This window comes from Colwellia marinimaniae (genome assembly GCF_002207865.1).
GTDB lineage: Bacteria > Pseudomonadota > Gammaproteobacteria > Enterobacterales > Alteromonadaceae > Colwellia > Colwellia marinimaniae.
Window position 1 is genome coordinate 1 of the sequence record NZ_BDQM01000018.1, and the last position, 14,704, is coordinate 14,704.

The 14,704-nt window shown below is 39.9% G+C and carries 9 protein-coding genes; 5 read left to right on the forward strand and 4 right to left on the reverse strand.

The genetic code is table 11. The annotated features are described in order from the left end of the window. Positions 1-273 precede the first annotated feature (273 nt). Genes MTCD1_RS11440 through MTCD1_RS11450 form a run of 3 tightly spaced genes read right to left on the reverse strand, consistent with a single transcriptional unit; the run spans position 274 to position 4,672 of the window. On the reverse strand, positions 274-2,679 hold the full coding sequence (locus tag MTCD1_RS11440) for an ABC transporter permease (protein WP_057182890.1): 2,406 nt from the start codon (positions 2,677-2,679) through the stop codon (positions 274-276). A 1-nt stretch (position 2,680) separates the two neighbouring features. Further along, positions 2,681-3,382, reverse strand: coding sequence for an ABC transporter ATP-binding protein (locus tag MTCD1_RS11445; RefSeq protein ID WP_057182888.1), 702 nt, complete (start codon positions 3,380-3,382; stop codon positions 2,681-2,683). 33 nt (positions 3,383-3,415) lie between these two features. Beyond that, entirely contained in the window at positions 3,416-4,672 is a 1,257-nt protein-coding gene (locus tag MTCD1_RS11450; RefSeq protein ID WP_057182886.1) for an efflux RND transporter periplasmic adaptor subunit, read from the reverse strand. 290 nt (positions 4,673-4,962) lie between these two features. Here MTCD1_RS11450 and MTCD1_RS11455 point away from each other — a divergent pair, with 290 nt between their 5' ends. The 4 genes from MTCD1_RS11455 to ahpF all read left to right on the forward strand — a co-directional run bounded on the left by MTCD1_RS11455 (position 4,963) and on the right by ahpF (position 10,637). Next, positions 4,963-6,378 carry a sigma-54-dependent transcriptional regulator gene (locus MTCD1_RS11455; protein ID WP_057182884.1) on the forward strand — a complete coding sequence of 472 codons (1,416 nt, stop codon included), beginning with the start codon at positions 4,963-4,965 and terminating at the stop codon, positions 6,376-6,378. Between the two features lie 73 nt (positions 6,379-6,451). Further along, positions 6,452-7,795 (forward strand): sensor histidine kinase, encoded by a 1,344-nt coding sequence (locus MTCD1_RS11460; protein WP_057182882.1) that lies wholly within the window; start codon positions 6,452-6,454, stop codon positions 7,793-7,795. Positions 7,796-8,261: 466 nt separating this feature from the next. Then, a complete protein-coding gene (ahpC, locus tag MTCD1_RS11465) occupies positions 8,262-8,831 on the forward strand; it encodes an alkyl hydroperoxide reductase subunit C (protein ID WP_057182880.1) in 570 nt (189 codons plus the stop codon). A gap of 234 nt (positions 8,832-9,065) precedes the next feature. After that, the gene (ahpF, locus tag MTCD1_RS11470; protein WP_057182878.1) at positions 9,066-10,637 is read left to right on the forward strand and encodes an alkyl hydroperoxide reductase subunit F; all 1,572 of its coding nucleotides are present in this window, start codon (positions 9,066-9,068) and stop codon (positions 10,635-10,637) included. Positions 10,638-10,755: 118 nt separating this feature from the next. On the opposite strand, the gene MTCD1_RS11475 is transcribed toward ahpF, so the two are convergent. After that, the gene (locus MTCD1_RS11475) at positions 10,756-13,614 is read right to left on the reverse strand and encodes a CHASE domain-containing protein (protein ID WP_057182876.1); all 2,859 of its coding nucleotides are present in this window, start codon (positions 13,612-13,614) and stop codon (positions 10,756-10,758) included. Positions 13,615-13,887: 273 nt separating this feature from the next. Here MTCD1_RS11475 and MTCD1_RS11480 point away from each other — a divergent pair, with 273 nt between their 5' ends. Next, complete coding sequence (locus MTCD1_RS11480) at positions 13,888-14,613, forward strand: hypothetical protein (protein ID WP_057182874.1); 726 nt, start codon at positions 13,888-13,890, stop codon at positions 14,611-14,613. The last annotated feature ends 91 nt before the right edge of the window (positions 14,614-14,704 follow it).

The following is a 14,704-nucleotide window of genomic DNA, read 5'->3' on the forward strand; positions in this document are numbered from 1 at the left end:
CTCTGCTCAATGCAAATCAGTAACGCAGATTAATTGATATTAGGTATTAATTATTTTGAGTGGGTGTCTGGTGATTTAGCGCTTTTGCTAAATCAACGCCAACTTTGGTACGATACATATCAGGACTCTTTATAATATATTTGTGTGGTAACTTTTATATTACCTCACTTTTTATGAAGTGAGGGAGTCCAATTATCTGTTTTTCCGTTTAATGCTCTTATTAAAAAGCGAACACGCTAGATTGATAAATCGGAACTTCCATTAATAAAATGGCTATTCATGACGTAATATCAGCGAAGGTCGGGTACTTGCGGCTTTAAAAGCAAGGCTTGCCACAGTCAGCCAGGTAATGCCGGTAATAAAAGCGGCTGCTAGCAGATAAACCCAAAGGGCTTGCTCGATACGATCATTAAAATTTGCCAACCAATCACCTATTAGCCAGTAACTGAGTGGATAGGCGATAACAATACTTATTGTCACCAAAATTAGGAATTCTTTGGCGAGTAAATTGACGATACTCAAACGTGAAGCACCAAGTACTTTACGCATGGCTACTTCTTTTTGACGGCGCAGGGTAGCAAAGGAAGCCAAGCCAAACGTGCCTAAACAGGTAAGGAAAATAGCTAATAGACTAAAAACGCTAACCATTTCTAAAGCTAGATGTTCGTTTTTATGGGCGTTGGCATAATCATCAGCAAGCGTGGTTATTTTCACGTCATTTAAATGTAACTCTTGGCGTATTAGCTGACGAACTTGGCTGCTTAGTTTAGCCATGTTGGTATTGTTTGCCTTAATGATGATATGACCTGTGCTAAAGAGGTCGTCAAATCCCAAGTTAAAGGATATTGGCAATGCCTGTTGCCGAGCCGAGCCAATTTTAACATTTTCGATAACGCCAACCACTTTAGCGGTCAGTTTAGAATTTGTGTCCATCAATGTTAGGCCAATAACTGACTCTGGCGATGGATAACCGGCTAATTCCACCATGCTACGACTGACTAATATGCCGACTGTGCTATTTTTTTCATCATCAATCTGATACCAGTCACCACTAAATTTCGGCGAGAAGTCTCTACCGGCCAGCAGTGTCAGTCCTAAGGTTTCAACCGCATAATAACCAGTGACCACCGTAGGTTGAGGACCAGTTAACGTTTCCCCATTTGGCCAAGTAAAAAACAAACCGCCATTAATATCATTGGTTAAGTCGAGACTAGACAATGTAACTTGCTCAACCCCAGGTAAATGTCTAATAGCCGTCAATAAACTGTTATTTTCTTTTCTATACAAGGCATCAGCCGGTAGCTCTTTTATCACCAAACGTGATGATTTCTCATAACCAATCGCTAAACTATCTATCAGACTCATCTGCTGAGATAAAGAAATCAAGGCAATAATTAAACCAACAGATAAAGCAGCCTGTAAACACAAGGTTAGCTTTCTAACAAAAACAGCGGTAGCACCACGTACTAAATCACCACTAAGCACTCTTTTTGCACTAAAAGAGGCAATAAAGAGCGCAGGATAAAGCCCAGATAACAAACCCACGGTTAATATCACCATCACGGATATTAACATGAACTCAGAAGCGTAAATCAAACTGAGCTCACTGCCCATCAGCTGATTAAAGTAGGGTAAGGCAAACTCGACCATGGCAAATGCCAGTAAAGCGGCCAAGGCAACCACTAGCAATGATTCAGTAAGAAACTGAAAAACCAACTGTGCCTTGGTTGCACCCAAGGCCTTACGAACACCTACTTCTTTAGCGCGTTTTGCCGATTGGGCAATATTGAGGTTGATAAAATTGATACTGGCAATCACGATCAACATAACACTCAAAGCAATGCATATTTTCAATACTGACGATGAGCCACTTTCTTTCATCAGAAAAGGCCCATTGCTTTTTAAGTGCATATCTTCCATGTTTATTAAGCTCATGGTAATCGCGCTATTCCCCTGTGATCGGTTTAACACAGCGGTCATTTGTTGCTCAAAATCTGCTATGTCGGTATTGGCTAAAAGTTTGTAATAAGCATAACCTTGGCCCTCGTGGATAAACTTAGCTGGCATATGAATCAAGCTATCAAACTGAACATGGCTATTCTGTGCTAAATCCTTAAAAATAGCGCCGATAGTATATTGGCCTTGCTGATGTTTTAAGGTGCGACCAACCACTTGAGACTCGCCAAACAAGCGTAATGCCTCTGATTCACTTAATACCAATTGATTCGGTTGTGTTAATGCCTGAGTGATATCACCAGCGACAATATCCAAGGCAATAAAGTCGAGAATATTAGTGCTTGCGCTATAAAAGTTGTTCAGCCGATAATCATTGCTATCCACTTGTACTAGTTTACTCACCGCTAGATTAAGTCGGCTGAGATCATCCGACTTTACTAATCTAAATATATCTTCTACCTGACTATGGTTTTTCAATGTTTCGGCATTTTTATAATTACTCTGTGAAATTACCTGTAACCCTATCGAGGACCAATCAGTGTGGGCAAGGTATACCCGCTCACTATCGGGCTGGTGTTTGTCATAGGACAATTCATGCTGAGCAAATAACGCCATTAAAATGGCTGCAGCTAAGCCTATACTTAAACCTATGACATTAAGAAAAAAATGTTGCTTATCATTTCTTATCGCGCGCACTGCCGTAACAAAATAATTTATGACCATGTTAAGCAACCTCGGCTGTCTGTGATACTTGAGTCGCTTTATCAAGCATGATTTGACCATCAAATAAGCGCACTAAACGGTCGGCATAGTTAGCCTCTTTTTCAGAGTGAGTGACCATAATAACGGTAGTGCCGGCTTTATTTAATTCACGTAACATCGCCATTATTTCATCGCCATTTTTTGAGTCCAGATTACCGGTTGGTTCATCGGCTAATATTAATTTTGGTTTGCCGACCAAGGCTCGCGCTACTGCCACCCGCTGTTGTTGACCGCCAGAGAGTTGCTGAGGGAAATGATCGCTTCGATGATCTATGGCAACACGTTTTAAAATCGCCTCTACCCGCTGTTTACGTTCGGCCTTGGCAATGTTTTGATACTGCAGTGGCAATTCAACATTCTCAAAAACCGTTAACTCATCAATTAAATTAAAACTTTGAAAAACAAAACCAATGGAGGTTTTACGAACTTGGGCTAATTGTTTTTCATTGAAACCAGCAATATCAGTGCCAGCAAATTCGAAACAGCCACTTGTGGCTGAATCTAACATACCCAAAATAGATAATAAGGTTGATTTACCACAGCCAGAAGGCCCCATGATGGCAACAAACTCGCCGTCATTTACGGTTAAATTAATATTGCTCAGTGCAGTTGTTTCTAAATCTAAGGTACGAAATACCCGGCTTAAATTAGTTATTTTAATCATTATTATTATTCCCTTGATGTAATTTCATGTAAATTAATTTAATTGCAATTGTTGCGCTTTATCGAAGTTGCCATAGCTTGAGGTGATCACCCGATCGCCTAACGCTAATCCTGACAACACTTCAAAATAGTGTTGGTTCTTTTTTCCTAGACTAATATTTCGACGTACTGCGCTACTGCCGTCTTTCGCTATTAGGTAAACCCAATTACCACCACTACTGCTAAAAAAAGCACCGCGATTAAGCAGTAAGGCATTGTCTCTGTTGCCACCAATCATTAGTTCAATATCAATGCTTTGGCCGCGCTTTATACTGCCAGTACCTTCGGGTAGATCGACTTCAATTTGAAATTGTGATTGGCGGACTCGGCTATCTATCTTGCTGACTTTTGCTGTCACTGTGCCGATGTCAAGCTTAACCATAACGGCTAAACCTCGTTGTACCTGGTTCAAATAATATTCATCAAGGCGTATTACTAATTTATATTCATTGGGAATATCTATTTGCCCCAGGCGGGCACCACGTTCTTTTGACTCACCTATTTCGACATTAAACTCACTTAAATAACCCGAAATAGGTGCTTTTATTAGCAAGTTTTCGAGGTTAGAGCGGGCAAAAGTCAGATTTTTTTCTAGCATTATTGCGCTTTCTTCTAGTTGTTCAACCTGTACCTTGCGAATGCTATTTTCTTGCTGTTGTCGCTCTAAGGTAAGTTCTTGTCTAGCTTTATAATAAGTGAGATTGTCTCTGATCTCTGTTAATTGATCCTTAGCGAGCACACCTTTGCTCACTAAAAGTGCAGATTGTTTTAAACGCCGTGTTAAATGGCTTATTTGTAGATTAATTTCTAGTAAATCCCGACGTAAGTTTAACCGGCTTGTTGCCATGTTCATTTGAGTATTCCGTAAAAAATTCAGTTGTTCGGTGACTTGTGCCTCACGCCCCATAACATCGAGTTGCAAGTTGGTATTGCTCAATCGCACTAAGGGTTGACCTTGCTCGACATACTCACCTTGTTCAACTAGGCGTTCTTCGACCTGACCGCCGGTTGCGGTGTCTAGGTAAATCGTTGTTTTTGGTACCACCTGCCCACGTAGACTCAAGGCATCGATGAATGCACCTTGGCTGACCTGACTTATGGTGATGCTATTGAGGGCTAAGTTATGGCTGCGGCCACCCGTAGTAGACTGGCTAAAGCCATAGGCAGCGGCTGCTATGACAAAAATAATTATGCCAATCAGACTAGGTTTTAAATACCTTTGCAGTATCGATCTAGTTATCTTTTTATCCATAATAGTTATCCATCAAAATATCCATAGAGCGTTTTCCTACTAACTTAGGGTTAGCTTGATTTGTCTTAATTGTCACTGCTGCTCTCTAGTTAATACAAGACTTGTGCCAAAATAATTAAGTAATATAAAACAGTAACTTAATGTTTTTATGATTAAAAAGGTAAGATATAGTGTCCACTTATAGAACAGTACCGCTAAAACAAACTGTCCATTTATGGACGCTATTTTGCTAGACGAGTTAATGATAAGTAAGATAGACTAAAAAAAAGTGTAAAAAATGGATCATAAAAATGAAGCAAGCGGGCTCAATTTTAGTTGTTGATGATAATCCTGATATTTTAGTCGCAATGCAGTTATTGCTTAAACAGCATTATCAAACAGTCGTTACTACTGATAATCCTTTTGATATTGGTAAAACACTTAACGAGCAACAAATAGAAGTGATATTGCTCGATATGAACTTTAACCGTGATGCCATCAGTGGTCAGGAAGGTTTTTATTGGCTGAAGAAAATTATTGCCCAAGACCCGTCTGTGGTGGTGGTGTTGATGACTGCCTATGGCGACATTAAGTTAGCCGTAGATGCCATCAAAGCTGGCGCCGCTGATTTTATTGCCAAACCGTGGCGAAATGAACAGTTATTAGCGGTAATTGCCGCGGCTTTTTCTCATGCAAGGGATAAGCAACAAGTCGGTAAACTTACGCGTCAAACAAAAGGATTAAATCAGGCACTTAGCGGGCAAAAGTTTGATTTTTTAGGACAAAGCGCCGCCATGCAAGCCGTATTTTACACCATAGAAAAAGCGGCGAAAACCGATGCTAATATTTTAATTACCGGTGAAAGTGGTACGGGAAAAGAGCTGGCAGCTCATGCTATACATCTAGCGAGTAAGCGTAGTGAGCAGGCTTTTATTAGTTTAGACATGGGCGCTATTGCAGCAAGTTTATTTGAAAGCGAGCTATTTGGTCATAAAAAAGGTGCTTTCACCGATGCTAAAGCCGACCGCGTAGGGCGTTTTGAACTTGCCCATGGCGGGAGTTTATTTTTAGATGAATTGGGTAATTTACCGATAAGCGAACAAACCACCTTATTAGCGGCATTGCAAAATCGTCAGATCACCCCTATCGGCGGTATTAAAACCATAGACGTTGATATTCGACTGATTTGTGCGACTAATGATGATTTGCCACAAGCGGTGCGGGACAATCGTTTTAGACAAGACTTACTTTATCGTATCAATACCGTGGAAATACGTTTACCGCCATTACGGGAGCGAGTTGATGATATCCCCTTACTGGCAACCTATTACCTCGATCACTTTAGTCATAAATATAAAAGGCAGTTAACTATTGCCCCTGAGGATATGCGCGCTCTTTGTCGCTATACCTGGCCTGGTAATGTCAGAGAGCTTGCTCATGCCATTGAACGAGCTGTCATTTTAACTGATGATGATGTATTGGATATTCGTTCCGTGGTAGGCACTGAGTTAGCTCAGCTAAATGTAGCGACTAATGCCTTTGAACTAGGCAAGGGCGGCTCTACAACACATGATAATGACTACGATACTTTTAATTTAGAGACCTTAGAACAGCGGGCTGTTCGTGCTGCTCTCAAACATCATCAGGGCAATGTTAGTCAAGCAGCTAAAGCACTTGGCCTAACACGAGGAGCTATGTATCGACGTTTGGATAAATATGGTCTTTGATAAGCCAAGTAAAAGTGAATGGCTTGAACGGGCCGCAAATATCTTACTGAACTTAAGCAAAAAATGATGTGCTATGAATTACATAAATAATCGACCACTGATCTTATTGAGTATCAATCTTGTTGGCATAATGGTTTGTATTATGCTACTGACAGGCATGTATATCAGCGCAGGTATATCTCCCGCTTGGTTGCTATTACTGGTGGTAACAGTTGCACTACTGGCATCTTTGTTGTCCTTATTTAAACGCCAAAACCGGCAGGTTTTTCAAGTGATAAGAGCCCTTGCAAATGGTGACAATACCTTAGGTTTTAGTGCTCAGCATCCAATGCGTCAGCATCTTGAACAGGTAAAAAAACAAATGCAGCAGGCGCGCTTTAATGCCGAGCAAAAAAGTGAGTTTTTAAAAGCTTTATTAGTGCATATCGACCTTGCTGTTATCGTGTCCGACGCGCAAGGCAACATAATTGAGTCTAATCCTGCGGTGGCCAGGTTACTGGGTAAAACAGCCACTCACCTTAGTGAACTTAGTCATATCGGTACCATGGCTTTGGCGGTAGAAAAAAACTTACATAGTACAGTGCAGTGGCTACGCGGAGAACAACTAGACACCTTAACGTTACAAGTGAGTGTTGCTGAAATTCAAGGGCAGCAACGTAAAATTATTACCCTACAATCGATTCATGAAATGTTATTGAATAAAGAGCAACAAGCTTATAAACGCTTAACCCGTGTACTTACCCATGAAGTTGCTAATAGCATAACGCCACTAGCTTCTATTGCCCAAACCTGCCTGGGACTTATGCCAGCAAACTTGTGCTTTGTTGATGAAGAAAGTAAAGAAGACTTAAACTTAGCGCTTAACACCATAGCATCACGTACCCAATATTTAGGTGAGTTTATTGCCAGTTTTAGGCAAATTAGCTGCTTAGCTATGCCAAACTTAGCGCCAACTCAGCTGGGAGAAATTATAGCGCGTACGCAACTATTACATCTGCAGCAACTCGCCGAGCATAATATTACCTTAACTATTGATAGCCAAAGTCAGCAGTTAGTGATGTTAGATAGCGGACAAATAGAGCAAGTACTTATCAACCTTGTTAAAAATGCCATTGAGGCAGTAGTGACTTTTAAAAATCAACAAGTTGATTTGGGCGAAAGCGATGTTGTGCAAGGTGAAATAACCTTAATCGTAGCGAAAAATAGTGCTCAGCAACTCTATATTGAAGTGGCTGACAATGGCGCTGGCATAGCAAGCCATGTAGTCGAGATGATTTTTGTGCCCTTTTTTACCACCAAGCAGCAGGGCTCGGGTATAGGGTTAAGCCTTTCACGACAAATCATGGTTAATCATGGCGGCGATTTAGTCTATGTCACCCGTCCTCAAGGAGCCTGTTTTAGGTGCATATTTGGTTAGTACATTGAGCAAAGGAGTAAATGACCGCTTTGTCGAAGCTATAACTCTTTGACATTAAATCGTAACGTCCGCTGACGTATCGTAAGTGTGAGTTTGGTCGGGTGATTTTGAACAACAAAAAAAGACGATTTTGTGGTAACAGTAACCCTTAGCTTCTAATCAATGCCAATAAAAAACAGATCAGTGTTAATGATTTCTTGGTGGTAGAAGTGATCCTAAGAGAGCAATTTTATTTGCTGATTGCTTACCTAGAATATTATGCTAATCACCTATTCTTATTCTGTATGACTTTTCAAGATGTAAAATAACTGCTTATTCGATAGGTTTTACCTATCAAGCTGATAAATACTATCGATTATACTAATTTAAGCCTCGGCGCTATTATTCTCCCGTCTTCAGGAAACGCTTTAACTCTTTATCGAGCAAACGTTTCCAACATCATTACTACACTTAACGGGAGTTCATTATGAACCAATCAATTATTAATACTAAATTACTACCTTTTAACGCTACCGCTTTTCACAATGGCGAGTTTGTTGAATTAAGCGAAAAAGATGTTGCCGGTAAATGGTCAGTATTTTTCTTCTACCCGGCTGATTTTACTTTTGTTTGTCCTACCGAATTAGGTGACATGGCAGACCACTACGCAGAATTGCAAAAAATGGGTGTTGAAGTTTACTCAGTATCAACGGATACCCACTTTACTCATAAAGCATGGCATGACGTTTCAGATACCATTAAAAAAATCCAATATCCTATGATTGGTGACCCAACGGGCGCAATTACTCGTAACTTCGGTGTCATGATTGAAGCCGAAGGTTTAGCACTTCGTGGTACGTTTGTGATTAACCCTGAAGGTGAAATCAAAATTGCTGAAGTACATGACCTAGGTATAGGCCGTAGCGCAGTTGAATTACTTCGAAAAATTAAAGCCGCGCAATATGTAGCAGAGCATGATGGTGAAGTATGTCCAGCAGCATGGCAACCAGGTGCAGATACTCTAGCGCCATCACTAGACTTAGTAGGCAAAATCTAAAGTATTAGTTATGTTTTTTAATTAGTTTAAATGGCACTTATTCTTTGTTGTTCAGCAATCACATAGGCAAGCTATGCTCATGCTTCACGCCTCGAATAAGCGTCATTTAATGCTAATTTAACTCAAACAATAGCGAAACATGGATGTTGAGCCGCTACTAATACTCTCTAAAACCTACAAAGTTTATTTCCCTTATTACTTTTCCACTTCCCAGTAAATATTTCAGAGGTCATTATGTTAGACGCAAATCTACAAGCACAATTAAAAAGTTATTTAGACAATTTAAAAACACCAGTCGAGCTAGTCACCTTTACTGATGAAAGTCCTAAGGCAAAAGAACTTAGCCAATTAGTAAATCAAATTGCTGAGTTATCACCGTTAGTTACCGCCATTGATGGCAATAATACTGCCCAAGCGAGCAAGGAAAGAATCCCTTCTATGTTAGTGCGTAGTGTTGCTAGCAAGAGTGAAATACGTTTTGCTGGCTTACCTATGGGCCATGAATTTACCTCACTGGTGATGGCGTTATTACACAGTGGCTCACATCCGTTAAAACTTGATGCGGAGCAAATAGAACAAGTGCGTAACCTTGAAGGTGAGTTCGAATTTGAAACTTATATCTCATTAAGCTGTCAAAACTGTCCCGATGTAGTGCAAGCCTTAAATATGATGGCGGCGATAAATCCGCAAATAAAACATACCATGATTGATGGTGCGCTATTTCAAACCGAAGTATTTGATCGCGATATCATGGCGGTACCCAGTGTTTATTTAAATGGCGAGTCATTTAGCCAAGGACGAATATCATTAACGGATATTTTAAACAAGGTCGATAAAAATTCTGCTGCTCGTCAAGCCAAAGCGCTGGAGAATAAAGCAGTCTATGACTTTTTAGTGGTGGGTGGTGGGCCAGCAGGTGCGGCAGCGGCAATTTATGCGGCACGAAAAGGCATTAATACTGGCTTGGTCGCTGACCAGTTTGGTGGGCAAGTTAGCGATACCCTAGCGATTGAAAACTTTATTTCGGTAAAAGCCACCCAAGGACCAAAACTGGTTGCCAGTTTAGAAGAACATGTTCGAGATTATGATGTTGATATCATGAGTGGGAATAAAGCCAGCCAAGTGAAGCGTAATGAAGAGACCGGTTTAATTGACGTTAGCTTAGCAAATGGCGCGGTATTGAGTAGTAAAACGGTAGTCTTAGCGACGGGAGCGCGCTGGCGTGAAATGGATGTGCCGGGTGAACATGAATATCGTGGTAAAGGTGTGGCCTATTGTCCGCATTGTGACGGGCCATTATTTAAAGGCAAGCGAGTAGCGGTTATTGGCGGCGGTAATTCAGGCATTGAAGCGGCCATTGATTTAGCCGGTCTTGTTGAACATGTGACGGTATTAGAATTTGCTGACCGCTTACGCGCTGATGACGTATTAGTGAGAAAAGCGAACTCATTAAGCAATATAACGATTATTACTCATGCGCAAACGACTGAAGTGTTAGGTGATGGTAAGCGAGTCACTAGCTTGAGTTACACTGATCGCAGCACGGGTGAAAATCATGAGCTAGCATTAGCCGGTATTTTTGTACAAATAGGCTTGATGCCGAACAGTGAGTTTTTACAAGGTGATATAGAGCTAACTAATCGCGGTGAAATTATCGTCGGCAGTCGTGGTGAAACGTCAATAGCGGGTGTCTTTGCCGCTGGGGATGTTACCGATAGCCCATATAAGCAAATTATTATCGCTATGGGCAGTGGCGCCACTGCCGCCCTAGGAGCTTTTGATTATCTTATTCGCCAAGATGTTTAATAAGGAATAGCTAGAGTGTGGAAATATTAGTTAGATAGCGTTAATTAGCAATTGTTTTTTTAAAGAAAGAACGCCGTTTAAAAATTACTTTTAAGCGGCGTCTTTAGTTATAAATTACTTATTTGAAGTTATTGTATTTGCTGATGACGACTTTACTTACTTCAAGCAAGTAGGCGGTTAATTGTTCAATGTTAATGGGTTTGGCTAGGTGTTTAGTAAAACCTACTGACAGAGCTTTTTCTTTACTACGGCTATCAACATCAGCCGTTAAAGCAAAAATAGGTAAATCAGCATATTCAGGCATAGCTCTTATTTTTTTTGTTGCTTGATAGCCATCTAAAACTGGCATCTGACAATCCATTAAAATAACATCCACCGACTCACGCTGTAAGTAATCGATAGCCAATTGGCCATTTTCGACCATCACAGCATCAATCCCTAGCTTAGTCAGTATGGTCTTGATGAGTTTTTGGTTGATACGATTATCTTCAGCAACCAATACTTTTAAGACCGAGATTTCATCAGGGTAGCTAGCAGGCTGAGTTGTTAGTCCTACATTACCTTGTCGACTTTCTTCATTTTGTCTGACTAACGGTTGCCATGAATGATGGCTGAACACTGTTGCTTTAGGCTTGGTGCTCGTCAGAGGCAGCCAGCAAGTAAAAATAAAGCTAGTACCAGTTCCTACTTTACTTGCTACCGATAGATCTCCTGCCATTAATTGGCTCAGTTTCTTAGCAATAGTTAAAGCTAAACCTGTGCCAGCAAAGCCACGAGATGTGGCATCGTCCGCTTGGGTGAAGGGTTTAAATAATTGTTCAATACCTTCTGCCGTAATGCCAATACCTGTGTCTTTTACTTTTATCGACAGATGCGCTTTATTATCGGTAACTGCAAGTAACTCAGCGCTCATGGATACATCACCACTGTGGGTGAATTTCATCGCGTTACCACATAGATTTATTAAAATTTGTTCTATGCGTGTTTGATCGCCTAAAAATGTCATGTCTGCAGGGATATTATCTATTAAGTGCCAACGGAGTTTTTTAGTGCTGGCTTCACCCTCAAATAAGCTGTAAATCCGAGTTAAAACTAAATGCATATCAAACGCTGCATCGGTGAGATATAACTTTTCTGACTCAATTTTTGAGATATCAATAATGTTATTTACTATGTGCAGAAGTAAGTCTGATGCAACATCTATATGTTGCAGGTAGGACTTTATTTCCTCCATGTTGCTAGATGCTCTGGCAAGTTGCGCGAAGCCAATCACTGAGTTCATTGGTGTTATTATTTTATGACTCATATTGGCGATGAATTGACTTTTTTCCTTATTGGCATAATTGGCCGCTTGCATCGCCTTTTGTAAAGATTCTGTCCTTTGCTCAACTTGATGATTAAGTTGTAATTGCCTGTTATGCATTAATAACAGCGAGGTAACTATTGTGGTGGCAATGACGAGCAGTAGTAAGTAAAACTGCAGGAATTCTTGCTGTTGCTGTTGGTTTAAATAACTTTTTTTAGCAAATAAATGGATATACCAGGTCTGTCCGGCAACATCGAAGGAATAGCTAAAATACTGGTTAATATCCGTCGACTTAATTTGACTGTCAGTGGCATTGGAGAGAAACCATTTGTTTTTGTTTTGTTCATACAGTTGGTAATGAAAGAGTTTTTGTTGTGAAGCACTAATCGCATTAGCAATAATTTTTTCTGCTAAAAAAACCCCAGTGGCAAAACCAATTAATTTTTTATCGGCGGTGTTTTTTGTTGGCATAGTTTGCGCAAAGACTGGAAAAAACAACAAAAATGCGGGTTCTTTATTAAAAGATTGCACCAGTTGAATTATCGGGGTGGCTTGCGGTTGATAATTTACCATGGTGCTATCTAGAGTCTTTTTTCGTGATGGATTGGAATAGACATTAAAGCCGATTGCTTTACGGTTACTCTGCTCAGGACTGATAAATTTCACGTAAACAATATCGTCATTAATGGCTAGCGGCTTGCCTCGAATAGTGGTTTTTTTATCGTATATTTGTGTTAATTTTTTTTCATGTTGAAGTTTGTCATTTTGTTTAATTAGCGGGTTCCATGACATGGCTTTAAGTGTGTTAGAGCTGCGAGTGAGGTTATAAACAAAGGCATGGAACTGTGCACGGCTGACATCAGGATTTTGTTGAAGAAACTCCGCTAATAAACTTAATTGCTCAATACTACTGCTTATTTGTCGGTAAATACCGTTTTCTATTACTTTCACTTCCTTGGTGATTAACTCATTGGCATGGATATTTGAGCTAGTAATAAAAAACTTGGTCAGTAAAATGATAATAATGAATAAAGCACTGACTGAATAGAGAATAATCCACCTAGCTTTACGTTGCTCGGTTTTTACCTGACGAAAGTTAAGTAAACTCAGAATAAAAGGCAGGGCAAGTAATACGCCTAATGAGTCAGCAAACCACCAAAAAATAAACTTTAACTGCAAGTCTGCCACAGCATAATGAGGACTGAATAGAGCAAGCGCACTAACGCCGATACTGGCAGAGATGAGGTTAACAAAAATACCGACAATAAAGATAAAATAAAGTGTTTTTTTGTTGTGCCATTGACGGAGTGGATTATCAAGCCAGTATCTAAGTAAGGCACTGCCCACCATAGCTTGCAGACCCGCACCACTCGCTATCATCACATTTTGTAGCGAGGTGACTGAAAGTAAAGTTGCGGCGTCAAAATTAGGGTTTACTGAAAAATTGAAAATATAGGATGCCAGGAATACGGCAGGAAAAAAGCGCCACCACCATAGATAGCAGCCAACCAAAGCGATACCTGCAGGCAACCAGATAGGAATAATTTGGCTTTGCCAGGAAATGGACGATAAAAAGTAACTGGAAATCACAGAGCTAACAAAAAGAGTAAGGTATAGTGGCCACGTTTTAGCTAATGAATACTCGTCTTTTAATAAGCAGGCGTTGTCCACAGTAATCCTTTGTTTTTTATAACGTAGATTTTTAATTAACTATAAAGCAAAAGTAAGCATTTACAACAATAGGCAAAGCTTTTGTTATGTTTTGAACCTAGTACTTATGGTGGTCTTTTTTGGTGTTTTGTAAGCACAGGGATTTTTATTTAAGTATCAACAGTCATCCATCCAGGCTTATTTAAACTGATTTTAGCGTAACTAAGGCGACAAAAATAAGTGGTGTGTAAATTGCTTGCAATATAAGTGTCAATATATTGTGGAATTTATCAAATGATCAATAGTCTAGGCCTGTATAGCTCCGTATTTAATAACAATTTAACTGTCGCTCAACAAAATACTTCTGAGATAGAAGCGATAATTGAAAATCATACTGAAAACAGTGTTAAAAGTGAAGGTTCTGCGGGCATAGCGACTAATAATTTATTTTTATCAAGCAGGGCTCAAAAGATAAATGCCATTAGTAGCGAGTTTTTTAGCGGTGCCCAGCTGACATTAGATGATGTTGGCAAGTTAAAAGAAAAACTTTACCAATTTGGACTGATTTCAAAAGGTGATTATGCGGCTTTAACTAGTGACACTGTCAATGAACAAAATAGTGCCGTTAGCGAGAAAATGTCCACCACCACTTTAACTAGTTATATCGGCGACTTTATTGAACGTTTGAATAAAGAGGATGTTGATGAAGAAACTCAAGGTGATGATGTAGTCACTGAAAGTGAAACCATAGTTGCGTTAACTGCGGCATTAAATATCGCTAAGGACATCCTAGCTAATGTTGAAGAGCAGAAGCATAAGGCTGATTTTAAGTCATCTCTGCAAGGTGTGTTAGCTTTACTTAAATATACTATCAATGATCAATCATTTGCAGGTTTACCCTTGGATGATCAAATAGGGTTGTCTAAGGTACATCAAGCGCTGGAAATTGTGGACCACCTATCGCCACAACGACTGAATAACGACAAAGTTAATCAGTATATTGAGTTATCTTTTCGCTAGTCGATTGAGCTTACTCTTTTGTTTAGCATGCTAACCTAGTAATAATGACTTGCTGATATACTCGATAGAAAAGATACTAGGGTCATGTAAT

Excerpts from the sequence above, each read along its gene's own strand:
- MTCD1_RS11440 (WP_057182890.1), bottom strand. The coding sequence starts at position 2,679 with ATGGTCATAAATTATTTTGTTACGGCAGTGCGCGCGATAAGAAATGAT.
- MTCD1_RS11445 (WP_057182888.1), bottom strand. The coding sequence starts at position 3,382 with ATGATTAAAATAACTAATTTAAGCCGGGTATTTCGTACCTTAGATTTA.
- MTCD1_RS11450 (WP_057182886.1), bottom strand. The coding sequence starts at position 4,672 with ATGGATAAAAAGATAACTAGATCGATACTGCAAAGGTATTTAAAACCT.
- MTCD1_RS11455 (WP_057182884.1), top strand. The coding sequence starts at position 4,963 with ATGAAGCAAGCGGGCTCAATTTTAGTTGTTGATGATAATCCTGATATT.
- MTCD1_RS11460 (WP_057182882.1), top strand. The coding sequence starts at position 6,452 with ATGAATTACATAAATAATCGACCACTGATCTTATTGAGTATCAATCTT.
- ahpC (WP_057182880.1), top strand. The coding sequence starts at position 8,262 with ATGAACCAATCAATTATTAATACTAAATTACTACCTTTTAACGCTACC.
- ahpF (WP_057182878.1), top strand. The coding sequence starts at position 9,066 with ATGTTAGACGCAAATCTACAAGCACAATTAAAAAGTTATTTAGACAAT.
- MTCD1_RS11480 (WP_057182874.1), top strand. The coding sequence starts at position 13,888 with ATGATCAATAGTCTAGGCCTGTATAGCTCCGTATTTAATAACAATTTA.